Origin of the sequence: Xanthobacter luteus, from assembly GCF_040049235.1 — a bacterium.
Taxonomy (GTDB): domain Bacteria; phylum Pseudomonadota; class Alphaproteobacteria; order Rhizobiales; family Xanthobacteraceae; genus Xanthobacter.
Genome location: NZ_JBDZDO010000003.1, coordinates 37,180 through 58,219, shown reverse-complemented (window position 1 = coordinate 58,219; position 21,040 = coordinate 37,180). Strand labels below are relative to the sequence as shown.

The 21,040-nt window shown below is 71.6% G+C and carries 20 protein-coding genes and 1 other annotated feature; of the genes, 9 read left to right on the top strand and 11 right to left on the bottom strand.

The window, feature by feature from the left end; genetic code table 11:
• Positions 1–176 precede the first annotated feature (176 nt).
• The 5 genes from leuD to ABLE88_RS11250 all read right to left on the bottom strand — a co-directional run bounded on the left by leuD (position 177) and on the right by ABLE88_RS11250 (position 4,066).
• Positions 177–782, bottom strand: a complete 606-nt coding sequence (gene leuD / locus ABLE88_RS11270) for a 3-isopropylmalate dehydratase small subunit (protein WP_348831744.1) — start codon at positions 780–782, stop codon at positions 177–179.
• 98 nt (positions 783–880) lie between these two features.
• Positions 881–1,429, bottom strand: coding sequence for a cytochrome b (locus ABLE88_RS11265; RefSeq protein ID WP_348831742.1), 549 nt, complete (start codon positions 1,427–1,429; stop codon positions 881–883).
• Positions 1,430–1,487: 58 nt separating this feature from the next.
• A complete protein-coding gene (locus tag ABLE88_RS11260) occupies positions 1,488–1,910 on the bottom strand; it encodes a metallopeptidase family protein (protein WP_348831740.1) in 423 nt (140 codons plus the stop codon).
• Positions 1,911–2,385: 475 nt separating this feature from the next.
• The gene (gene leuC, locus ABLE88_RS11255) at positions 2,386–3,810 is read right to left on the bottom strand and encodes a 3-isopropylmalate dehydratase large subunit (protein ID WP_348831738.1); all 1,425 of its coding nucleotides are present in this window, start codon (positions 3,808–3,810) and stop codon (positions 2,386–2,388) included.
• 88 nt (positions 3,811–3,898) lie between these two features.
• Entirely contained in the window at positions 3,899–4,066 is a 168-nt protein-coding gene (locus ABLE88_RS11250; protein ID WP_348831737.1) for a hypothetical protein, read from the bottom strand.
• Between the two features lie 162 nt (positions 4,067–4,228).
• Between ABLE88_RS11250 and ABLE88_RS11245 the strand changes: the two genes are divergently transcribed.
• Both ABLE88_RS11245 and ABLE88_RS11240 read left to right on the top strand, forming a co-directional pair.
• Positions 4,229–4,642 carry a VOC family protein gene (locus ABLE88_RS11245; RefSeq protein WP_348831735.1) on the top strand — a complete coding sequence of 138 codons (414 nt, stop codon included), beginning with the start codon at positions 4,229–4,231 and terminating at the stop codon, positions 4,640–4,642.
• Positions 4,643–4,743: 101 nt separating this feature from the next.
• Positions 4,744–5,457: an MgtC/SapB family protein gene (locus ABLE88_RS11240; protein ID WP_348831733.1), complete on the top strand. Its 714-nt coding sequence runs from the start codon at positions 4,744–4,746 to the stop codon at positions 5,455–5,457.
• A gap of 10 nt (positions 5,458–5,467) precedes the next feature.
• Here the strand turns inward: ABLE88_RS11240 and ABLE88_RS11235 are convergent, their stop codons facing one another.
• Both ABLE88_RS11235 and ABLE88_RS11230 read right to left on the bottom strand, forming a co-directional pair.
• Positions 5,468–6,301, bottom strand: a complete 834-nt coding sequence (locus ABLE88_RS11235; RefSeq protein ID WP_348831732.1) for a TrmH family RNA methyltransferase — start codon at positions 6,299–6,301, stop codon at positions 5,468–5,470.
• A 10-nt stretch (positions 6,302–6,311) separates the two neighbouring features.
• Positions 6,312–7,367, bottom strand: a complete 1,056-nt coding sequence (locus tag ABLE88_RS11230) for a LacI family DNA-binding transcriptional regulator (RefSeq protein ID WP_348831730.1) — start codon at positions 7,365–7,367, stop codon at positions 6,312–6,314.
• Positions 7,368–7,473: 106 nt separating this feature from the next.
• Between ABLE88_RS11230 and ABLE88_RS11225 the strand changes: the two genes are divergently transcribed.
• On the top strand, positions 7,474–8,394 hold the full coding sequence (locus ABLE88_RS11225; protein WP_348831729.1) for an NAD(P)-dependent oxidoreductase: 921 nt from the start codon (positions 7,474–7,476) through the stop codon (positions 8,392–8,394).
• Between the two features lie 36 nt (positions 8,395–8,430).
• A complete protein-coding gene (locus ABLE88_RS11220) occupies positions 8,431–9,132 on the top strand; it encodes an SDR family oxidoreductase (protein WP_348831728.1) in 702 nt (233 codons plus the stop codon).
• A gap of 127 nt (positions 9,133–9,259) precedes the next feature.
• Here the strand turns inward: ABLE88_RS11220 and ABLE88_RS11215 are convergent, their stop codons facing one another.
• Both ABLE88_RS11215 and ABLE88_RS11210 read right to left on the bottom strand, forming a co-directional pair.
• On the bottom strand, positions 9,260–9,484 hold the full coding sequence (locus ABLE88_RS11215; protein ID WP_348831726.1) for a toxin-antitoxin system YwqK family antitoxin: 225 nt from the start codon (positions 9,482–9,484) through the stop codon (positions 9,260–9,262).
• A 112-nt stretch (positions 9,485–9,596) separates the two neighbouring features.
• The gene (locus tag ABLE88_RS11210) at positions 9,597–11,072 is read right to left on the bottom strand and encodes a SulP family inorganic anion transporter (RefSeq protein WP_348831724.1); all 1,476 of its coding nucleotides are present in this window, start codon (positions 11,070–11,072) and stop codon (positions 9,597–9,599) included.
• A gap of 68 nt (positions 11,073–11,140) precedes the next feature.
• Positions 11,141–11,196, bottom strand: a sequence feature (sul1 is cis-regulatory element that is thought to sense ions involved in sulfur or methionine metabolism; They are found in Alphaproteobacteria).
• A 194-nt stretch (positions 11,197–11,390) separates the two neighbouring features.
• Between ABLE88_RS11210 and ABLE88_RS11205 the strand changes: the two genes are divergently transcribed.
• Together ABLE88_RS11205 and ABLE88_RS11200 are read left to right on the top strand one after the other, a co-directional pair.
• Positions 11,391–13,217, top strand: a complete 1,827-nt coding sequence (locus ABLE88_RS11205; protein WP_348831722.1) for a monovalent cation:proton antiporter-2 (CPA2) family protein — start codon at positions 11,391–11,393, stop codon at positions 13,215–13,217.
• A gap of 79 nt (positions 13,218–13,296) precedes the next feature.
• Complete coding sequence (locus ABLE88_RS11200) at positions 13,297–14,511, top strand: site-specific DNA-methyltransferase (RefSeq protein ID WP_348831721.1); 1,215 nt, start codon at positions 13,297–13,299, stop codon at positions 14,509–14,511.
• A 43-nt stretch (positions 14,512–14,554) separates the two neighbouring features.
• On the opposite strand, the gene mutY is transcribed toward ABLE88_RS11200, so the two are convergent.
• Complete coding sequence (mutY, locus tag ABLE88_RS11195; protein WP_510182889.1) at positions 14,555–15,682, bottom strand: A/G-specific adenine glycosylase; 1,128 nt, start codon at positions 15,680–15,682, stop codon at positions 14,555–14,557.
• Positions 15,683–15,936: 254 nt separating this feature from the next.
• On the opposite strand from mutY, the gene ABLE88_RS11190 reads away from it, so the two are divergent.
• The 3 genes from ABLE88_RS11190 (at position 15,937) to ABLE88_RS11180 (ending at position 18,702) form a co-directional block, all read left to right on the top strand.
• A complete protein-coding gene (locus tag ABLE88_RS11190) occupies positions 15,937–17,121 on the top strand; it encodes a pyridoxal phosphate-dependent aminotransferase (RefSeq protein ID WP_348831719.1) in 1,185 nt (394 codons plus the stop codon).
• Positions 17,122–17,123: 2 nt separating this feature from the next.
• Positions 17,124–17,684 (top strand): lysozyme inhibitor LprI family protein, encoded by a 561-nt coding sequence (locus ABLE88_RS11185; RefSeq protein ID WP_348831717.1) that lies wholly within the window; start codon positions 17,124–17,126, stop codon positions 17,682–17,684.
• Between the two features lie 94 nt (positions 17,685–17,778).
• Positions 17,779–18,702: a sugar kinase gene (locus ABLE88_RS11180; protein WP_348831715.1), complete on the top strand. Its 924-nt coding sequence runs from the start codon at positions 17,779–17,781 to the stop codon at positions 18,700–18,702.
• 3 nt (positions 18,703–18,705) lie between these two features.
• Here the strand turns inward: ABLE88_RS11180 and hypF are convergent, their stop codons facing one another.
• A complete protein-coding gene (hypF, locus tag ABLE88_RS11175; protein WP_348831713.1) occupies positions 18,706–21,030 on the bottom strand; it encodes a carbamoyltransferase HypF in 2,325 nt (774 codons plus the stop codon).
• Between the last annotated feature and the right edge of the window lie 10 nt (positions 21,031–21,040).

Genomic DNA, 21,040 nt, shown 5'->3' with positions numbered 1-21,040 from the left:
GTTTAAGCAAATCCCGGAACGGGTCCAGCGGTTCAGGCAAGATTCGCTCCACGGCGCCAAAAAAATACGGGCGCCCCCCGCCGGGAGCGCCCGATCTTCGCAAGAACTCAAGCCGCAGACCCGGCAGGCTCGGCTTTCACATGCCCCGGCTCAGGCAAACCCGTCCGGCCGCAGCCCTAAAGCCAGGGCTGCTCGGCGCCCTTGGCGGCCTCGTAGGTGGCGATGCTCGGCGCCTTCTGCAGGGTGAGGCCGATGTCGTCGAGGCCCTCCAGCAGGCAGCGCTTGCGGAACGGGTCGATCTCGAAATGGATCGTGCCGCCGTCGGGGCCGCGGATCTCCTGGTTCGGCAGATCGATGGTGAGGGTGGCGTTGGCGCCGCGCTCGGCGTCCTCGAACAGCTTCTCGAGCTCCTCGGGCGAGACCCGGATCGGCAGCACGCCGTTCTTGAAGCAGTTGTTGTAGAAGATGTCGGCGAACGAGGTGGAGATGATGCAGCGGATGCCGAAATCGAGCAGCGCCCACGGGGCGTGCTCGCGCGACGAGCCGCAGCCGAAATTGTCGCCGGCCACCAGCACCTTGGCGCCCCTGTAGGCGGGCTGGTTCAGGATGAAGGACGGATTGTCGGAGCCGTCCTCATTATAGCGCATCTCGGAGAACAGACCCTTGCCGAGGCCGGTGCGCTGGATCGTCTTCAGATACTGCTTGGGGATGATCATGTCGGTGTCGACGTTGACCATCTTCAGCGGCGCGGCGACGCCTTCCAGAACGGTGAACTTTTCCATGTCGTGCCTCGGGGTTTGGCGTTGTCCTCGTGGGGTGCGCGGTTGCGCTTGGGTCTGGTCCTAACAGGCGCTGCGGCCGTTGCCCAGCGCCTGCAGGGTCAGCGGGATGGGGGCAGCATGCGCCGGAGCACGTCGTCCTTGAGCACGAAGTGGTGCACCAGCGCCGTGGCCGCGTGGAGCATGGCGAGCACCACCAGCGCGTCGGCCATCGTCTCGTGCACCTCCTTGATCTCGCGCGCATAGGTGCGATCGATGCCGATCGGCGAAGGGATCGTGAAGAGCGAGAAGAAGGTGACCGCATCCCCCCGCAGGAAGGCGAGCCAGATGCCCAAGAGCGGGGTGGCGATCAGCAGCAGGTAAAGCAGCCCGTGCGCCACCGCGGCGGCGATGCGGACCGGGCGGGAGAGCGCGGCGGAAGGCGCGGGCTGGCGCGCCAGGATGCGGTTGGGAATGCGCAGCATCAGGAGCGCCACCAGCGCGAGGCCAACCGAGATGTGCGTCCACCAGATATAGGCGCGGCCAACCGAACCGCGCGGAAAGAACGCCTCCAGATAGATGACGCCATAGGCCACCAGCACGGCGAGCACCACGAGCCAATGCAGGGCGCGCATGGAGAAGGGGTAACGCTCGAGGGTCGGGTCGATCATGATCGCTCCTTTGTTTGGAGCATTTCTAAACAGGCTGAGGCGCTTGGTCGATGCGGCATCACGGCATGTCCGCCATCGCTTCGATGCGGTCCATGTCGTCGTCCGAAAGTCCGAAATGGTGGCCGATCTCGTGCACCAGGACGTGGGTGACGAGGCCGCCCAGCGTCTCCTCGTGCTCGGCCCAGTAATCGAGCATGGGCCGGCGATAGAGGAACACCATGTTCGGCATCTGCCCGGTCTGGGCGACCGCCCCGTCCTGGGCGCGGCCGATGCCCTGGAACAGGCCCAGAAGGTCGAACTCGCTCTCCAAGCCCATGGCCTCCAGGACCTCCTCGGTGGGGAAGTCCTCGACCCGGATCACCACCCCCTGGCACAGGCGGCGGAACGCCTCGGGCAGGCGGGTGAAGGCCTCGGCCGCCAGCGCCTCCATGTCCTCGAGGCTCGGCGCTTGCCGGTCGCGCCAGGGGTTGGGCGTACTCATGACTGCGATACCGCTCCTTGCCGGGCTTGGCGCATCCACTATTCGCGCCTCGCGGACGAGTACTCACGCGGGCGTTACAAGGCTGAACGCATTATGAACGCGGACCTCAAGCGCCGTTCAGTCCGGTTTGGTTAAGGAACTCTTAATGGGTCTGCATCGTTTTCCACGCAGACTAGGAACTGGGAGAGTGACCATGCTTCGGAAGCTTGCGGTCACCGGCGCGCTGGTGACGATCATTGGAATCGCTGCGTTTTTCGCCCCCCACGAGGCGAATGCGGCCACCGTCTCCGCGGTGTTCTCCGCCCTTCTGTAACGGCGGCGGGAGCGCGAATGGCCGGTTTCCCGGTCGCAGGGGTCTAATTATCACGCATTTGTGAATAAAACGGGCGGCGCTTTTCGTTGCCCGTTTTTCTTTTGCAACACTCCCGGAGCCGGGCGGCGCACCCGCCGGCACCTCCTGTTACCGCCAGAACCGTCAGGCCCGCGGCCAGGTCCGCACGTCGACGAAGCGCCCGGCGATCGCCGCCGCCGCCGCCATGGCGGGCGAGACGAGGTGGGTGCGCCCGCGCGGGCCCTGCCGCCCCTCGAAGTTGCGGTTGGAGGTGGAAGCGCAGCGCTCCTCCGGAGAGAGGCGGTCGGCATTCATGGCGAGGCACATGGAGCAGCCCGGCTCGCGCCAGTCGAAGCCGGCCGCCCGGAAGATCGCGTCGAGGCCCTCCGCCTCCGCCTGCTCCTTCACGATGCCGGAGCCGGGAACGATCATGGCGGCGACGTTCGGGTTCACCTTCTGGCCGGCAACGATCTTCGCCACCACGCGCAGATCCTCGATGCGCGAATTGGTGCACGAGCCGATGAACACCCGGTCGAGGGCGATGTCGGTGATCCGGGTGCCGGCGGTGAGCCCCATATAAGCGAGCGCGCGATGCTTGGCGGCGCGCTTGCCTTCGTCGGCGATCTGGTCCGGATCGGGCACCACGCCTTCGACCGAGACCACGTCCTCCGGGCTCGTGCCCCACGAGACGATGGGCGGCAGGCTTGCCGCGTCGAGCCTGAGCTCGGTGTCGAAATAGGCGCCCGCGTCCGAGCGCAGCGTGTCCCAGTAGCGCCGCGCCGCGTCCCAGTCGGCGCCCTTCGGGCTCTTGGGGCGGCCTTCCAGATAGGCGTAGGTCTTCTCGTCGGGCGCCACCATGCCGGCGCGCGCGCCGCCCTCGATGGACATGTTGCACACCGTCATCCGCCCCTCCATGGAGAGGGAGCGGATCGCCTCGCCCGCATACTCGATCACGTAGCCGGTGCCGCCGGCGGTGCCGATGGTGCCGATGATCGAGAGGATGATGTCCTTGGCGCCCACGCCCTCCGGCAGCTTGCCGTCGACCGTGACGCGCATGTTCTTCGCCTTCTTCTGGATCAGCGTCTGGGTGGCGAGCACGTGCTCCACCTCCGAGGTGCCGATGCCGTGGGCGAGCGCACCGAAGGCGCCGTGGGTCGAGGTGTGGCTATCGCCACAGACGATGGTGGTGCCGGGCAAAGTGAAGCCCTGCTCCGGGCCGATCACATGGACGATGCCCTGGCGCTTGTCGAAGCCGTCATAGTATTCGATCCCGAATTCCTTGACATTCTCCGCCAGCGCCGCGATCTGCGCCACGCTCTCCGGGTCGGGGTTCGGCAAGGTGCGGTCGGTGGTGGGGATGTTGTGATCCACCACCGCAAGCGTCTTGCCCGGCGCGCGCACCTTGCGCCCGGTCACGCGCAGGCCCTCGAAGGCCTGCGGGCTGGTCACCTCATGCACCAGATGGCGGTCGATATAGAGCAGGCAGGTGCCGTCGTCCTGGCGCTCGACCACATGGTCGTCGAAGATCTTGTCGTAGAGGGTGCGGGGGCCGCCGACGGGTGCGCTCATGGGTTCGTGTCCCTTAAGGATGCCCGCGCGCGCGAATGCGGCCGGGCGGATGATCGAGATGATCCAGGAATGGAAAAGGGCGTCAGCGTCAGCGGCCAAGCACCGCCGAGGCGGCGGTGGTGAAGCGGCCGAAGAAGCGACCCGGCAGGCGCACGTGATCCGGCACCGCCGCGAACTCCATGGTGGTGCGCGCGAACGGTCCGGCGGCGCAGAACGCCGCCCGGGACAGGGCGGAAGCGGGCACGATCATGGACATGGGACGCTTTTTAGCAGTTCCACGGTGAGGCGACAATCTTGCACTGCAGCGAGGCCCGGGCCGGCACGGCCGCGCGCGACATCGCCTTGTCACCGCGCCGCTGCGATGCTCCGCTCTGGCGCGCGCCGCGCCACAGCGGACGCCGATGACGGAGGCACGACCATGGCAGAAGCCCCGGGGCTTGCGATTCCCTACCTCACGGTTGGGTCCGCGCTCGACGCCATCGCCTTTTATCGCGAGGCGTTCGGCGCCCAGGAGACCTTCAAGATGATGGCCGAGGACGGCCGGCGCGTGCTCTATGCCCGCTTGGTCATCGGCACCGGGATCGTGATGCTCTCCGACGATTTTCCCGAGTTCGGCAGCGGCGCGATCGCCCCCGTTCCCGGCGCTCGGGCATGCGTCTCCATCGCGCTGACCCTGGCGCGGGCCGCCAACGTGGACGCGACCTTCGCCCGCGCCCTCGCCGCCGGCGCCGTGGGCGAGATGATGCCGGCCGATATGTTCTGGGGCGACCGGTTCGCCGCTTTGAGCGACCCTTTCGGCCATCGCTGGATGCTCTCGGCGCCACAGGGCTGAAGCTGGCGTTTTTCCTTGCCAGCCCCCGCCGCGCCGCGCCAGTGATGACGCGGACGAAGCGGCAGCCGGCGTGCCGGCCGTGGGTGGGGAGGGGACGGGCGTTGCGGTTCATCGAGACCTTCGAACTCCTGCAGTTCGCCGACACGGTGATGAGCCTTGGGGCGGCCTTCGTGCTCGGCACGCTGATCGGCGCCGAGCGCCAGTACCGCCAGCGCACCGCGGGCCTGCGCACCAACGTGCTCGTGGCGGTGGGCGCCGCCGCCTTCACCGATCTTGCCGCCCGCGTCGGCACCAACACCGACGTCCTGCGCGTGGTGGCGAACGTGGTGACCGGCGTCGGCTTCCTCGGCGCCGGCGTGATCATGAAGGAGGGGCTCAACATCCGCGGCCTCAACACCGCCGCGACGCTGTGGTGCTCGGCGGCGGTGGGCGCGTGCACCGGCGCCGACATGCTGGCGGAGGCGGCGCTCATCACCTTCATCATCATCGCCGGCAACACGGTGCTGCGCCCGCTGGCCGGCGCCATCGACCGCATTCCGCTCAACACCCGCGCCTCCGAGGTGAGCTACGAAGTCCGCGTCACCACCGACGCCCATGCCGTCGCCGAGGCGCGCGAGGCGCTGATCGAGGCGCTGGAGCAGGCGAACTACCCGGTGAGCGACGTCACGTCCGCGGCCCAGGGGGATGCGGTCGAGCTGGTGGCGACGCTGGTGAGCACCTCGGTCAAGTCGGACGAGCTCGACGCCGTCGTGGCGCGCCTTTCCGCCCTGAAGGGCGTGGCCCACGCCAATTGGGAAAGCACCACCCACGACTGACGCCACGCCCTCACCCGGCGCCGCGCCCGCGCTCCACCAGATGGTGCAGGACGATGCCGCAGGTGGTGGCGACGTTGAGGCTGTCGAAGTCGCGCGCCATGGGGATCGCCACCGTGCGGGCACGGGCCAGCACCGCGGCCGGAAGCCCCGGCCCCTCGGTGCCGAACAGCGCCGCGACGCGCGGCGGCGGCACCAGCGCCGACAGCGGCTCCGCCCCGGCGGGCGAGAGCGCGATCGCCGCGACGCCGCGCGCCGCCAGCAGGTCCAGCAGCGCGCCGGCATCCTCGACCCGGGCGAACGGCACGGTGAGGCTCGCCCCCACCGAGACGCGGATCGCCTTGCGGTAGAGCGGATCGCACGAGGCGCGGTCGATCAGCACCGCGTCCGCGCCGAAGGCGGCGGCGTTGCGGAAGATGCCGCCCATATTGTCGTGGTTGGTGATGCCGAGCGCCGCCACCACCAGCGCGCGCGGCCCGAGGCCGTCGAGCAGCGCCCCCGCCTGCCGGGCCGGATGCGCCCGGCCGAGCGCCAGGACGCCGCGATGGATGGCGAAGCCGGCGACCTCGTCCATCACCTCCTGCGGCACCACGTGGACCGGCAGCTCCGGCGGCAGCTGGTCCAGGAGAGCGGCGAGCCGGCGGGCCTGGAGGTCCGAGAGCAGCAGCGCCTCCAGCCGGTGCCCCGCGCCGGCGAAGCCGGTCCGGGCCAAATGGCGCGCGATGAGGCGCAGCACCACCTCGCCCTCCGCCATGAAGCCGCCGTCGCGGCCCACCAGATCGCGTTCGCGCACCGCCCGGAACCCGGCGATGCGCGGGTCGCCGGCGGAGGCGACGGGGACGATCATCGCCGCGCCCTCACAGCGGCCGGCGCTTCACCGGCATCGGTGGGCTGGTCGTGTCGCGCACCACGAGGCGCGGAGAAAGTTCCACCCGCTCCACCGGACGGGAGAGGTCGGCCATGCGCGCCAGCGCCAGCCGCGCCGCCTCGCGCCCATATTCCGGAATGAAGGTGTGCACCGTGGTGAGGGAAGGATGCCACAACGCCGCCTCGGCAATGTCGTCATAGCCCACCAGCGAGAAATCCCGACCCGCCGTCAGGCCAGCGGCCTGGAGCCCCATCAGCGCACCGAAGGCGGAGAGGTCGTTGAAGGAGACCGCGGCGGTCGGCGGCGCCTCGAGCGCCAGCAGCCGCATCATCGCCCGCCGCCCTTCCTCGCGGTGGCCCGGCCCCGCCATCACCAGCGCCGGGTCGAAGGGAATGCCGGCCGCCGCGAGCCCGGCCTTGTAGCCGGCGAGCCGCTTGCGGCCGGTGGAGATGGCGTCGAAGCCGCCGACCATGCCGATGCGCCGGTGCCCGAGCGCGACCAGGTGCGCCACCCCGAGCGCCACGCCGGCGCGATCGTCGGAGCCGGCGAAGTCGAAGCCCGAACCCTCGATCTCGCGCGTCACCTGCACCACGGCGATGCCGGTGGCGGCGAGCGCCTTCAGGTCCTCCACCTGCGTGTGGGCGGCGGGCGAGACGATGAAGGCGTCCGGCCGGTATTCGGCGAGCGTGCCGAGGGTGCGGGTCTGGCGCGTCACGTCCTCCTGGCTGACGCCGAGCAGCACCGTCTTTCCGGCCGCCGAGAGCGCCTCCTCGATGGCGGCGAGCAGCTCCGTGAAGGCCGGGTTGACGATGTCGTGCAGCCCGACGCCGACGATGTTGGTGCGCGCCGTGCGCAGCGCCGCGGCGCTGCGATTGGCCACGTAGCCGCGCGCGCGGGCGGCCTCCTGCACGCGCATCCGGGTGCCGTCCGCGACCACCGGGCTGTCGCGCAGCGCGAGGGAGACCGTCGCCGTGGACAGGCCCAGCTCCAGCGCCAGGCGCTGCAGCGTGACCTTGCCGAGCCGGGCGCTCCTCATGTCCTCCATGCTCCCCCCTTTGAAGGGTTGTTTCGCGCATCGCGCAGCGCTTTGTCACATGCTAAACGATTTAGGTGTCATCGGCATAAGAGCATTTTTCATGGGGAGGTCGAGCATGGACAAGCCGCGCATCGGGTTCGTCGGCGTGGGACTGATGGGCCATGGCATGGCCAAGTGCCTTCTGGATAAGGGTTTTCCGTTGTCCGTGCTGGGTCACCGCAAGCGCGCTCCGGTGGACGACCTGCGCCAGCGCGGCGCGCTGGAGGCGGAAAATGCGGCCGCGCTCGCCGCCGCGAGCGACATCGTCTTTCTGTGCGTCACCGGCGCCCCCCAGGTGGAGGCGATCCTGCGCGGGGCGGACGGGCTGCTCGCCGGCGCCAGGGAAGGCCTCCACATCGTCGACTGCTCCACCTCCGAGCCGACCTTGACCATGGCGCTGGCCGCCGAGCTGGCGCCGAAGGGCATCGCCTTCTGCGACGCCCCGCTCGGCGGCACGCCGGTCCAGGCGGAGACCGGCGGCCTCACCGCCATGGTGGGCGCGGGCGATGATGCCTTCGCCGTGATCGAGCCGGCGGTTTCGGCCTTCGCCAGCCGGATCGTGCGCGTGGGCGCGCCCGGCGCCGGCCACACCATGAAGCTGATCAACAATTTCCTCTCGCTCGGCTATGGCGCCATCTATGCCGAGGCGCTCGCCATCGCCGCCAAGGCCGGGGTGACGCCGCAGGTGTTCGACACCGTGGTCCGCGGCGGGCGCATGGATTGCGGCTTCTACCAGACCTTCATGGGCTATGCCCTGGACGGCAACGAGAACAGCCACCGCTTCGCCATCGCCAATGCCCACAAGGACATGCGCTACGTCACCAGCCTCGCCTCCAATACCGGTGCCGCGGCGTTCGTGAGCGCGACGGTGAAGAATCTCTATGCCGCCGCCGAGGGCCTGGGCTATGGCGCCAAGAACGTGCCGCTCCTGGCCGACGCGGTGGCGGCCATGAACGGGCTGCCGCCCGTGCCGGGTGCCAAGGCGGCGGCCGAATAGGAAATGCCGCAGCGCGCGGCGCAGGGGAGGAAACGCATGGGTGAGAAGGTGGCGATCGTCACGGCGGGCGGCTCGGGCATGGGGGCGGCGTGCGCGCGGCGCCTCGCGGCGGACGGCTACCGGGTCGCCATCCTCTCCGCCTCCGGCAAGGGCGAGGCGCTGGCCAAGGAACTGGGCGGCATCGGCATCACCGGCTCGAACCAGTCCAACGACGACCTGAAGCGCCTCGTGGATGCGACGCTCGACGCCCATGGCCGCATCGACGCGCTGGTGAACAGCGCCGGCCACGGCCCGCGCGCGCCGATCCTCGAGATCACCGACGAGGACTGGCACGCCGGGCTCGACGTCTATCTTCTGAACGTGGTGCGCCCGACCCGCCTGGTCGCCCCGGTGATGGCGGCGCAGAAAGCGGGGGCGATCGTCAACATCTCCTCCGCCTGGGCGTTCGAGCCGAGCCCGCTGTTTCCCACCTCGGCGGTGTTCCGAGCCGGGCTCGCCGCCTACACCAAGCTGTTCGCCGATGCCCATGCCGCGCAGAACGTGCGCATGAACAACGTGCTGCCCGGCTGGATCGACAGCCTGCCCGAGACCTCGGAGCGCCGCGCCGGCGTGCCCATGGGCCGCTACGGCACGTCCGCCGAGATCGCGGCGACGGTGGCGTTTCTGGTGTCGGAGGGCGCGGGCTATATCACCGGCCAGAATCTGCGGGTGGACGGCGGGCTGATGCGGTCGGTGTGAGGCGGCGCCGCGCCTGAACGGGAATCTGTGGGATGCGCCGCCGGTTTCGGACGGAGCGCCCGACCCGCTCCGGTCGCCATGCGATCTGACCGTCCGGGGGCTTGGGATGGGCCGCCTCGCGCGGACCCTATCCCTCTTTCATCCGCGTCACCTTGTAGACCGCACCCGCCTTGTCATAGGTGGTCCATTCCCCCACCTGCCGGCCGGCCCGGAAATGGCCGGAGCGCAGCCGGGTGCCGTCGATCCGGAACCATTCCCAATAGCCGGTGGGCAGGTCGTCCAGCGTCTGGCCGCGGGCCCACAGGGAGCCGTCGCGGTGGCGCTTCTCGAACGGGGTGGGCGTCTTCTCCATCCGTGCGCTCCGCCGCAAGCGGCGCGGACCGCTCCGCGTCGCGCGAGGATGGCGCGGCGCACCGCCGCGGGCAAGCCGCCCCCGCGCCGCCCGCGCTCAGCGCAGCGTGACCTCAATGCAGCGCGGCGGGGCGGGTGCCGTCCTTGTCGTGCAGCGCGAAGCGGTCGACCATGGTGGCGCTCGCTTCATTGAGGCCGAGCACGGTGACGGCGGCGCCGCGCTGGCGCAGCTTCATCACCGCCTTGTCCAGCGCGCCGATGGAGGTGATGTCCCAGAAATGGGCGTGGGTGAGGTCGATCACCACCTCGGCCGGGGTCTCCTCGAAGTCGAAGCCGCGCAGGAACGCCTCCGCCGAGGCGAAGAAGATCTGGCCGAGCACGGTGTAGGTCACCCGCCCCTCGGCCGCGGTCCGCGACACCGAGACCAGCCGCGACACCTTGCCGGCGAAGAACACGCCCGACAGCAGCACCCCCACCAGCACCCCCTGCGCCAGATCGTGCGTGCCGACCACGGTGAAGACGGTGGCCGCCATCACCACCGAGGACGGCAGCGGATTGGTGCGCAGATCGAGGATCGAGCGCCAGGAGAAGGTGCCGATGGACACCATGATCATCACCGCCACCAGGGCCGCCATGGGGATGATGCGCACGAGGTCGTCCAGCACCAGGATCAGGAACAAGAGGAACGCGCCCGCCACGAAGGTGGAGAGCCGGCCCCGCCCGCCCGAGGTGACGTTGATGACCGATTGGCCGATCATGGCGCAGCCGCCCATGCCGCCGATCAGCGCCGAGGCGATGTTGCTCGCGCCCTGGCCGAGGCATTCCTGGCTCTTGTCGCTCGGCGTGTCGGTCATGTCGTCGACGATCTGCGCCGTGAGCAGCGATTCCAGAAGGCCCACGGCGGCGAGCGTCACCGCATAGGGGAAGATGATCTTCAGCGTCTCGAAGGTCAGCGGCACGTCCGGGAGCAGGAAGGCCGGAAAGCTCGTGGGCAGCTCCCCGAGGTCGCCCACGGTGCGCAGGTCGAGGCCCGACCACCAGGCGAAGGCGGTGAGCACGGCGATGGCCACCAGCGGCGAGGGCACCGCGCGGGTCAGATACGGGAACAGATAGATGATGGCGAGGCCCGCCGCGACCATGGCGTAGGTCTCGACCGGCACGCCGATCAGCTCCGGCAATTGCGCCATGAAGATCAGGATGGCGAGCGCGTTGACGAAGCCGGTGATGACCGAGCGCGAGACGAAGCGCATCAGCCGCCCGAGCCGCGCATAGCCGGCGAGGATCTGCAGCACGCCCATGAGGATGGTGGCGGCGAACAGATACTGGATGCCATGGTCGCGCACCAGGGAGACCATCACCACCGCGGTGGCGGCGGTGGCGGCGGAGATCATGCCCGGCCGCCCGCCCACGACGGCGGAGACGCAGGCGATGGCGAAGGAGGCATAGAGGCCGAGCTTGGGATCGACCCCGGCGATCACCGAGAAGCCGATCGCCTCCGGGATCAAGGCGAGGGCGACGACGATGCCGGCGAGAATGTCGCCGCGGATGTTGGAGAACCACTGGCGGAAATAGCGCGTGTGCGGGGGCATGAAGGAGTAATCCGCAATAGAACACCGTCCGCCCGCGGGAGCGGATCGCGAGACGCGTGTGTCATTTGCGTTGTCCGGCGGATCGGCGGCCGGAAGAGCCACCCGGAGTTGCACCGGGTCCTGATTGCTAAAGCCTTGGGTAGCCGCATTCTTCTTGCGGTGCAACGTCATAAATTGTGCAATGCGCCGGAACGGCTGTCGATTCATTGACAGGGCGGCGCGTGCCGCGCCGCAGCCGGGCTCGCGCCGGCGCCGCCATTCCGTTACGAGATGTCCTGCCCGGCGTCGCGCCGACATCCCATCCCTGTGAGGTCCGTCATGGCCGAAGCGTCCAATTTCGAGCTGGTGCAGATCGTCGCCGTCCTCGGCGCCGGGGTGGTGGCGGCGCCGCTGTTCAAGCGCGCCGGATTCGGCTCGGTGCTCGGCTATCTCGCCGCTGGCCTCGCCGTCGGGCCGTTCGGCCTCAAGGTGATCTCGGCGCCGGAGGCGGTGCTGCACTTCGCCGAGCTGGGCGTCGTCATGTTCCTGTTCGTCATCGGGCTGGAGATGAAGCCCCAGCGCCTGTGGGGTCTCCGCCGCGAGATCTTCGGCCAGGGCCTCGCGCAGGTGGTCGTCTGCGGCGCGCTGCTCACCGGCCTCGGCCTGCTCGGCGGGCTCGCCCCGGCGGTCGCCTTCATCGCCGCGATGGGGTTCGTGCTCTCCTCCACCGCCGCCATCGTCCAGATCCTCGACGAGGCCGGCGAGACCGCCACCCCGGCCGGCCAGCGGGCGGTCTCGATCCTGCTGCTGGAGGACCTCGCCATCGTGCCGCTGCTGGCGCTGGTGGCGGTGCTGGCGCCGGCGGCGGGCGGCAGCAACGGCGCCGACTGGAGCGCCATCGCGCTCGCGGCCGGGGCGGTGGCGCTGGTGGTGGCGGCCGGGCGCTGGCTGCTCAACCCCCTGTTCGCGCTGCTGTCGGCGGCGCGGGCGCGCGAGATCATGACCGCCGCCGCGCTCACCGTGGTGCTCGGCACCGCGCTTTTGATGCAGCTCTCCGGCCTCTCCATGGCCATGGGCGCCTTCCTCGCCGGCGTGCTGCTGTCCGGGTCCACCTTCCGCCACCAGCTGGAAGCGGACATCGAGCCGTTCCGCGGCCTGTTGCTGGGCCTGTTCTTCATGGCGGTGGGCATGTCGCTCAACCTCGCCGTGGTGGTCGCCGAGTGGCGCATCGTGGCGCTGGCGGTGGTCGGCTACATGGCGGTGAAGGCGATCGGCATCTTCGCCGTGGCGCTGGCGTTCGGCGCCGGCCGGCGCGAGGCGCTCTACCGCGCCGCGCTGTTCGCCCAGGGCGGGGAGTTCGCATTCGTGCTCTACGCCGCGGCGGCCGGCGTCGCGATCTTCGATCCGCTGGTCACCGCCGTGATGTCCACCACCGTCATCCTGTCCATGGCGCTCACCCCGCTCACGGTGATGGCGGCGCGCCGCCTGCTGCCGGCCGAGGCGGTGGACCTCGACGGCGTGGAGGCCGCCGACGGCCTCACCGGCGCGGTGCTGGTGGTGGGCTTCGGCCGCTTCGGCCAGGTGGCGAGCCAGACCTTCCTCGCGCGCGGGCTGGAGGTGACGATCATCGACAACGATCCGGACATGATCCGCGCCGCCGCCAAGTTCGGCTTCAAGATCTATTACGGCGACGGCACCAATCTCGACGTGCTGCACGCCTCGGGCGCCGGCGCGGCGCGCGCCATCGCGGTATGCGTCGACAGGCGCGCGGCGGCCAACAAGATCGTCGCCCTCGCGCGCGAGGCGTTCCCCAATGCCGGGCTCCTGGTGCGCGCCTACGACCGCGGCCACGCGCTCGAACTGATGAACCAGAACGTGGATTTCCAGATGCGCGAGACGCTGGAATCCGCCCTCGCCTTCGGCCGCGGGGCGCTGGAATATCTCGGCCTCAGCCCCGAGGAGGCGCAGGAGACGGTGGCCGACGTGCGCCGCCGCGACAAGGAGCGGCTGTGCCTCGAGCAGACCAGCGGCTTTTATGCCGGCCTCGATCTGCTGCACGGCAACGGCCCGACGCCCGAGCCCTTCACCCGCCCGCGCCACGCCGCCCAGCCGCTCAACCCGGCGGCGGACGCCATCGCCGCCGAGGCGCCGCGGGCCGCGCCCTGACCCTGCGGCCCCTTCACCGCGCCTTAACCCACCGCCGCCACACTGCCGGCCGTCGGTAAGCGTTGCGTAGGGTAGCGTCATGCGTCGTGCGGCCAAGGGGGAGCCTCAGCGTTCGGTGCGCCGCAACGGCGTGCGCGCGGATGGCAGGGAGGCGGCCTCCTTGGTCGCGCAGATCGAGGGGCCGCGGGACGGTGCGGCGCCGCTCGTGCGCGACAGCGTGATCGTCGGCGACAGCATCGCCGCGATGGCGCGCCTGCCCGCCGCCAGCGTCGACCTGGTGTTCGCCGACCCGCCCTACAATCTCCAGCTCGGCGGCGAGCTCAAGCGCCCGGACGAGAGCCTGGTGGACGCGGTGGACGACGCCTGGGACCAGTTCGAGAGCTTCGCCGCCTACGACGCCTTCACCCGCGCCTGGCTGCTGGCGGCGCGGCGGCTCCTGAAGCCGGGCGGCACGCTGTTCGTCATCGGCTCCTACCACAACATCTTCCGCGTCGGCACGGCGCTCCAGGATCTCGGCTTCTGGATCCTCAACGACATCGTCTGGCGCAAGGCGAACCCGATGCCCAATTTCCGGGGCCGGCGCTTCACCAACGCCCACGAGACGCTGATCTGGGCCGCGCGCGACCCGAGCGCGAAATACACCTTCAACTACGAGGCGCTGAAAGCCGGCAACGAGGACGTGCAGGTGCGCTCGGACTGGCTGTTCCCGCTGTGCACCGGTGCGGAGCGGCTGAAGGACGCGGCGGGGCGCAAGCTGCACCCGACCCAGAAGCCGGAGGCGCTGCTCGCCCGCGTGATGCTCGCCGCCACGCGGCCCGGCGACGTGGTGCTCGACCCGTTCCTCGGCTCCGGCACCACGGCGGCGGTGGCCAAGCGCCTGCGCCGGTCGTTCGTCGGCATCGAGCGCGAAGCGGCCTATGCCGAGGCCGCCCGCGCCCGCATCGCCGCGGTGGAGCCGCTGCCCGAGGACGCGCTGGTGGCGCCGCCCAGCGCCCGCGAGGCGCCGCGCGTCGCCTTCTCGGCGCTGGTGGAGCGCGGCTTCGTCACCCCCGGCGCCGAGCTCACCGACGCCAAGGGCCGCTTCCGCGCCGTGGTGCGCGCCGACGGCACCATCGCGCTCACCGACGCCGCCGACCGCAGCGTCGGCTCGATCCACCGCATGGGCGCGCTGGCCCAGGGGGCGGAGGCCTGCAACGGCTGGACCTTCTGGCATGTGGAAGAGGCGGGCCGCCTCCACCCCATCGACATGCTGCGCGCCCGCCTGCGCTCGGAGATGGGCATCGCCGCCGAATAGGTCGACGGCCGCAGCGGCCAGGCGCCGGCCTGTCCCAGCCGCGCTAGATCGCCCGTCCGTGCGCGAGCACCTTGCGCATCACCGAGGGCAGGGCCTCGCGGTCGAAGTCGCGCGGCAGCACGAAGCGCGTGCCCGCGGGCGCCGCCGCGCCGGGCGGCAAATCGGCGCGCCAGACGCGGAGCTCCAGCGCGAAATGGGTGAAGACGTGGCGCACCGCGCCCGGCAGCGGGCGCCAGGGCGCCGCCAGCGGCGCGTGGCGCGCCGCCGCCTCGCCGGCCCCGCCTGGCCCCCACGGCGTGGACGGCACCTCGGTCATGCCGCCGAGCAGGCCCTTTTCCGGCCGCGAGCGCAGCAGCACCGCCCCGTCCGCGCGCACGGCGAGGAACGCGACGCCCGCCCGCGCGGGCTTCTCGGCCTTGGCCGCCTTCACCGGCAGCCGGGCGGGATCGCCCAGCGCGCGCGCCGCGCACGGCGCCATCAGCGGGCAGATGCCGCAGGCCGGGGCGCGCGGCGTGCAGATGGTGGCGCCGAGATCCATCATCGCCTGCGCGAAGTCGCCCGGCCGGCGCGCCGGCACCAGCGCGGCGGCGAGCGCCTTGATGCGCGGCTTGGCGCCGGGCAGCGGCTCGGCCACGGCGAACAGCCGCGCGACCACGCGCTCGATGTTGCCGTCCACCGGGCTCGCGGCGCGGTCGAAGGCGATGGCGGCGATGGCCGCCGCCGTGTAGGGGCCGATGCCGGGCAGTTCCAGCAGCGCCTCCTCATGGTCCGGGAAGGTGCCGCCATGGCGCGCGCTCACCGCCTTGGCGCAGGCGTGCAGATTGCGCGCGCGGGCGTAATAGCCGAGCCCGGCCCACTTCGAGAGCACCTCCTCCAGCGGCGCCGCCGCCAGGTGGTTCACCGTCGGCCAGCGGGCGAGGAAGGCGCCGAAATAGGGGATCACCGCCTTCACCGTGGTCTGCTGGAGCATGATCTCCGACAGGAACACGTGGTAGGGGTCGGCGCGCTCGCCCGGCCCGGCGCGCCACGGCAGAAGGCGGCGGTGGACGTCGTACCAGGCGAGCAGCGCGGCGGCATGGGCGGGGCCGCTCGGCGCCACGTCCTGGACCGCGTCCTTGCCGTCGACCGGGCCCGGCGCCCCGATCCGGCGCTCCGCCGGAGCGGCCGGCAAGCGGACGCGCCGGCGCGGACGCGGAGCGGAAACGGGGGCGGGAGCGGAGGCCATGGCCCGAAGGTGCGACGGCGCGCGCGCCGCCGCAAGGGCCGCCCCGGCGCCATCCACGCCGGCGGGCCCCTGCCCTTTGCCCGGCGGGATGCGCGCGCGCCGCGTTGATGCTATCGAAAACGCTGCGGCCGCCCCCGCAGATCCTGCTGCCGCATGTCCGGGCAAGGCGCGCCAACGCGCCGCCCGAGGGAGAAGACGCCATGCTCCAGACCAATCCCGCCTTCGACCGCATCGGCGAGGAGAACGCCTTCGCCGTGCTGGCGCGGGCCACCGCCCTCGCCGCGCAGGGGCGGGACATCCTCAATCTCGGCATCGGCCAGCCGGACTTCCGCACCCCCGACCACATCGTCGCGGCGGCGGTGAAGGCGCTGCAGGACGGCCAGCACGGCTACACCCCCTCGGTCGGCATCCTGCCGCTGCGCGAGGCGGTCGCCCGCGACCTCCACCGGCGCCACGGCGTGGAGGTGAGCCCGGACCTGGTGATGATCGTGCCCGGCGGCAAGGTCACCATGTATGCCGCCATCCGCCTGTTCGGCGAGCCGGGGGCCGAGATCCTCTATCCCGATCCGGGCTTTCCCATCTACCGTTCGATGATCGAGCACATGGGCGCCACCCCGGTGCCGGTGCCGATCCGCGAGGAGAATAGCTTCGCCTTCTCGGCCGAGGAGACGCTTGCGCTCATCACCCCGGCGACCCGGCTCCTGATCCTCAACTCGCCCGCCAACCCCACCGGCGGGGTCACGCCCAAGGCGGAGATCGACAAGCTGGTGGCGGGCCTTGCCGCCCACCCGCACGTCGCCGTCCTGTCGGACGAGATCTACGACCAGTTTCTGTTCGACGGCGAAGCGCACCAGACCCTGCTCGCTTATCCCGAGCTGCGCGACCGCCTCATCCTGCTCAACGGCTGGTCGAAGACCTATGCCATGACCGGCTGGCGGCTCGGCTATTCGGTATGGCCCAAGGACCTCTACGACAAGGTGAGGAAGCTCGCGGTGAACGCCTGGAGCTGCGTCAACGCCGCGACCCAGTATGCCGGCATCGCCGCGCTCGAGGGCCCGCAGGACGCGGTGACGCGCATGGTGGCCGAGTTCGACGCCCGGCGCCGCATCGTGGTGGACGGGCTCAACGATCTGCCGGGCGTGTCGTGCGCGACGCCGAAGGGCGCGTTCTACGCCTTCCCGAACGTCTCGGGCACCGGCTGGGCCTCGGCCAAGCAGCTCGCCTCGAGCCTTTTGGAGGATGCCGGGGTGGCGGTGATCGGCGGGCCGGACTTCGGGGTCCACGGGGAGGGCTATCTGCGCCTGTCCTACGCCACCTCGCGGGAGAACATCGTCGCCGCCCTCGACCGCATGGGCGCGTTCCTGGCGCGCCGGAAGGTCGCCTGAGCGTGGCGGCAGCGGCGCGGCCCGGCCTCACGGCGCGGCGCGCGCTGCTGCTCGCTCATCTTTGGCTCGCGGCGTCGGTCGCCCCGGCTTTGGCGCAGGAGCGCAAGCCGGGCGCGCTGACGCCCGATTACTGGGCCGGGCTCGCCATCTGTCCGCGCGACCAGGTGGCGCCGCGCGACTACAACCGCTGCCTGTACGACGCCCAGCGCACCTCGGAAGCGGCGCTGGAGGCGGAGGTGGGCAACGCCATGGCCGTGATCGAATCGCGCGCCGATCTCGTCGCGGTCCAGCGCAGCCGCTGGAAGAACCTGCTGGACGAGGCGCAGTCGCGGTTCCTGATCTTCCGCAACTTCGACTGCCAGAGCGTCGCCCCGTTCGAGGGCAAGCGCGGCATCGGCAATTTCGAGCAGCGCACCTTGTGCCTGATCGAGGTCAACACCCGCCGGGCGCGCGAGCTGCGCGGGCGCTACGGCGCGCCCCTGCCCGCCGTCGCCGAGGGGCCGAAGGGCCCGCAGGTCCGCCCCGCTGCCTGGATCTTCCCCACCAGCCCGCCGGTGGACTGACGCCGGGCATACCGCGCCGCGCGAATGTGCTAGAGGGCGATTTGCCGACCATATTCAACCGCGGCGCGGCGGCGGCAGGTGAACGGAGGCGCGTGTGGCCAAGGTGATCTGCGTGGGGGAGGTGATGGTGGAGCTCGCCCGCGGCTCCGACGGCCGCTTCGGCCTCGGCTTCGGCGGCGATACGTTCAACACCGCGGTCTATCTCGCCCGCGCCGGCGTCGAGACCGCCTATGCCACCGCGCTCGGCGACGACGCCTTCTCCGCCGGCATCCTCGACCTCGCCCGCGCCGAGGGGGTCGACACCGGCGCCGTGCTCCAGGTGCGCGGCCGCAATCCCGGCCTCTATCTCATCACCACCGACGACCAGGGCGAGCGCAGCTTCCATTACTGGCGCGATGCCTCGCCCGCCCGCGCCTTGTTCGAGCTCGACGGCTGGCAGGCCATCGCCGAGCAGATGGTGGCGGCGCGCGCGGTCTATTTTTCCGGCATCACCCTGTCGCTCTATTCCAATGCCGGGCTCGGCCGCTTCCTCGCCACTTTGGAGCTGGCGGGCGAGGCCGGCGCCTGGCGCGTGTTCGACGGCAATTTCCGTCCGCGCGGCTGGGGCGGCGATCTCGCCCGCGCGCGCACCGTGTTCTCCGAGGCGTTGAAGCGCGCCAGCCTGGCGCTGCCCACCTTCGAGGACGAGGTGGCTCTGTGGGGCGATGCCTCGCCCGCCGCCACCATCGAGCGCATCACCACCTATGGCGTCGCCGAGGTGGTGGTGAAGAACGGCGCCGGCGGCGCCTTGGTCCATGCGGAGGGGCGCACGGTGGAGGTGCCGGTGGAGCGCGCGGTGAGCCCGGTGGACACCACGGGGGCGGGCGACAGCTTCAATGCCGGCTACCTCGCCGCGCGGCTTTCCGGCGCCGCGCCGGAAGAGGCGGCGCGGGCCGGCCATCGCCTCGCCGGCGAGGTGATCCTGCACCGCGGCGCCATCATCCCGCGCGCGGCGGCGGCGGGCGGCACCCACCACTGAGCATCAGCCTTCGCCCGCGCCGGCCATGAGCCGGGCGGCGGCCACGGCCGCCTGGCCGAGCGCGAGGCCGCCGTCATTGGCGGGCGCCTCGGCGGGCAGGAGCACCGTGAGCCCGCGCGCGGCGAGCCGGCGCGCCATCGCCTCCAGCAGGATCGCGTTCTGCGCCACGCCGCCCGAGAGCGCCACGGTGCCGAGCCCGCGCGCCTGCGCGAGGTCCGCCGCAAGGTCGGCGAAGGCCGCCGCGAGGCCGAAATGGAAGCCGGCCGCGATCGCCCCGGGCGCGCGGCCGGCGTCGAGATCGGCAAGCGCCGCGCGCCAGAGCGGGCCGGGATCGAGCTCGGCCAGCGCCGCGCCGTCCGGTCCCGTCCCGTGCCGCAAAGCGAAGGGATAGGGCGCGGCGTCGTGGCCGGACGCGGCGGCCTCGAGCCCCAGCGCGGCCTCGCCCTCGAAGGAGAGGTGCTCCGGCGCGAGGCCGAGCAGGCACGCCATGGCGTCGAACAGCCGGCCCGCCGACGAAGCGGGCGGCGCGTTGAGCCCCTTGTCCATCATCGCCCGGAGCGTCGCCACGGGCCGCCCGGCGAACAGCGGCGCGAGGCGGGGATGCGCGTCCACCGCCGCGCGCCCGAGCGCGGCGTCGAGATGGGCCAGCAGCACCCGGAACGGCGCGCGCGCCGCCGCGTCGCCGCCGGCGAGCGGGATGGGGGCGAGGCGGGCAAGCCGCGTCATGGCGCGATAGTCGCAGGCGAGGATCTCGGCGCCCCAGAGCGTGCCGTCGTCGCCGAGGCCGAGGCCGTCGAGGGCGATGCCGATCACCGGCCCCTGGCCGCGCCGCCACCCCGCTTCGGCCATGGCGGCGGCGATGTGGGCGTGGTGGTGCTGGACCGCGAGGAGCGGCAGGCCGTTCTCGTGGGCCAGCGCGGCGCCGTCCCGGCTCGCCCGGTATCCCGGGTGGAGGTCCACCGCCACCGCCTCGGGGGCATGGCGGAAGATGGCGGCATAGTCCGCGAGCGCCGCCGCGAAGGCGTCGGCGGTGGCCGGTTCGTCCAGGTCGCCGAGATGGTGCGAGAGCAGCGCGTTGCACCCGTGCGTGAGGCAGAAGGCGCTCTTCACCTCGGCGCCCAGGGCGAGGACCGCCGGCGCGCCCGCGAAATCCTCCGGCAAAGCGAGCGGCATGGGCGCAAGGCCCCGGCCGCGCCGCATCACCCGCGCCCGGCCGGCGGCGAGGCGCACCACGCTGTCGTCGAGCCGCCGGGCGATGGGCCGGTCGTGCATCAGGAAGGCGTCGGCGATGCCGGACAGGCTCGCGCGGGCGTCGGCGTCGCGGAACGCCTGGGGCTCGGAGGAGCGGTTGCCCGAGGTCATCACCAGCGGCCGGCCGACCGCGGCCAGAAGGAGGTGATGCAACGGCGCATAAGGCAGCATCAGCCCCAACTGGCGCTGGCCCGGCGCCACGGCCTGCGCCAGGTCGGCGTCGGGGCGCAGCGGCAGGAGGACGATGGGCGCGCAGGGGTGCTCCAGCGCGGCCCGCGCCGCTTGGTCCAGCACGCACAGCGCCTCCGCCGTCGCCAGATCCGCCATGACGGCGAGCGGCTTCGCCGGTCGATGCTTGCGCGCGCGCAGTAGGCCGACGGCCTCAGCGCCGGTGGCGTCGCAGGCGAGGTGGAAGCCGCCGATGCCCTTCACCGCCAGGATCGCGCCCGCCGTCAGCCGCCGCGCCGCTTCGGCGATGGGATCGGCGCAGGCGATTTCCGCGCCCTCATGCTCCAGCCACAGACGCGGCCCGCAATCGGGGCAGGCGATGGGCTGGGCGTGGAAGCGCCGGTCGGCGGGGTCGTCATTTTCGGCGCGGCAGGCCGGGCACAGGGCAAAGCCCGCCATGGTGGTCATCGGCCGGTCGTAGGGCAGGCCGGTGACGATGGAGAAGCGCGGCCCGCAATCGGTGCAGTTGGTGAAGGCGTAGCGAAAGCGCCGCGCGGCCGGGTCGGCGATCTCCGCAAGGCAGGCGGGGCAGGTGGCGACGTCCGGCACGATCCCGACCGAGACCTCGCCCGCCCCGCTCGCGGCGATGGCGAAGCCCGCGCCCTCGGGCGGCGCGGCCGCGCGCCGCTCGATGGCGGCGATGCGGGCGAGCGGCGGTGCCTCTTGTGCAAGCGCGCGGGCGAAGGCGTCGAGCGCGCCGGGTGCGCCCGCCACATGGATCGCCACCCGGTCGCCGGCATTGCGCACGCTGCCCCGCAGTCCGTGGCGCAGCGCGAGGCGGTGCACGAAGGGGCGGAAGCCCACCCCCTGCACGATGCCCCGGACGACGATCTCCTCGGCGCGCTCCATGGCCCGGCGC

What these genes read in the sequence shown, in the direction of transcription:
- leuD (WP_348831744.1), bottom strand. Translation starts at nt 782, where the DNA reads ATGGAAAAGTTCACCGTTCTGGAAGGCGTCGCCGCGCCGCTGAAGATG.
- ABLE88_RS11265 (WP_348831742.1), bottom strand. Translation starts at nt 1,429, where the DNA reads ATGATCGACCCGACCCTCGAGCGTTACCCCTTCTCCATGCGCGCCCTG.
- ABLE88_RS11260 (WP_348831740.1), bottom strand. Translation starts at nt 1,910, where the DNA reads ATGAGTACGCCCAACCCCTGGCGCGACCGGCAAGCGCCGAGCCTCGAG.
- leuC (WP_348831738.1), bottom strand. Translation starts at nt 3,810, where the DNA reads ATGAGCGCACCCGTCGGCGGCCCCCGCACCCTCTACGACAAGATCTTC.
- ABLE88_RS11250 (WP_348831737.1), bottom strand. Translation starts at nt 4,066, where the DNA reads ATGTCCATGATCGTGCCCGCTTCCGCCCTGTCCCGGGCGGCGTTCTGC.
- ABLE88_RS11245 (WP_348831735.1), top strand. Translation starts at nt 4,229, where the DNA reads ATGGCAGAAGCCCCGGGGCTTGCGATTCCCTACCTCACGGTTGGGTCC.
- ABLE88_RS11235 (WP_348831732.1), bottom strand. Translation starts at nt 6,301, where the DNA reads ATGATCGTCCCCGTCGCCTCCGCCGGCGACCCGCGCATCGCCGGGTTC.
- ABLE88_RS11230 (WP_348831730.1), bottom strand. Translation starts at nt 7,367, where the DNA reads ATGGAGGACATGAGGAGCGCCCGGCTCGGCAAGGTCACGCTGCAGCGC.
- ABLE88_RS11225 (WP_348831729.1), top strand. Translation starts at nt 7,474, where the DNA reads ATGGACAAGCCGCGCATCGGGTTCGTCGGCGTGGGACTGATGGGCCAT.
- ABLE88_RS11220 (WP_348831728.1), top strand. Translation starts at nt 8,431, where the DNA reads ATGGGTGAGAAGGTGGCGATCGTCACGGCGGGCGGCTCGGGCATGGGG.
- ABLE88_RS11215 (WP_348831726.1), bottom strand. Translation starts at nt 9,484, where the DNA reads ATGGAGAAGACGCCCACCCCGTTCGAGAAGCGCCACCGCGACGGCTCC.
- ABLE88_RS11210 (WP_348831724.1), bottom strand. Translation starts at nt 11,072, where the DNA reads ATGCCCCCGCACACGCGCTATTTCCGCCAGTGGTTCTCCAACATCCGC.
- ABLE88_RS11205 (WP_348831722.1), top strand. Translation starts at nt 11,391, where the DNA reads ATGGCCGAAGCGTCCAATTTCGAGCTGGTGCAGATCGTCGCCGTCCTC.
- ABLE88_RS11200 (WP_348831721.1), top strand. Translation starts at nt 13,297, where the DNA reads ATGCGTCGTGCGGCCAAGGGGGAGCCTCAGCGTTCGGTGCGCCGCAAC.
- ABLE88_RS11190 (WP_348831719.1), top strand. Translation starts at nt 15,937, where the DNA reads ATGCTCCAGACCAATCCCGCCTTCGACCGCATCGGCGAGGAGAACGCC.
- hypF (WP_348831713.1), bottom strand. Translation starts at nt 21,030, where the DNA reads ATGGAGCGCGCCGAGGAGATCGTCGTCCGGGGCATCGTGCAGGGGGTG.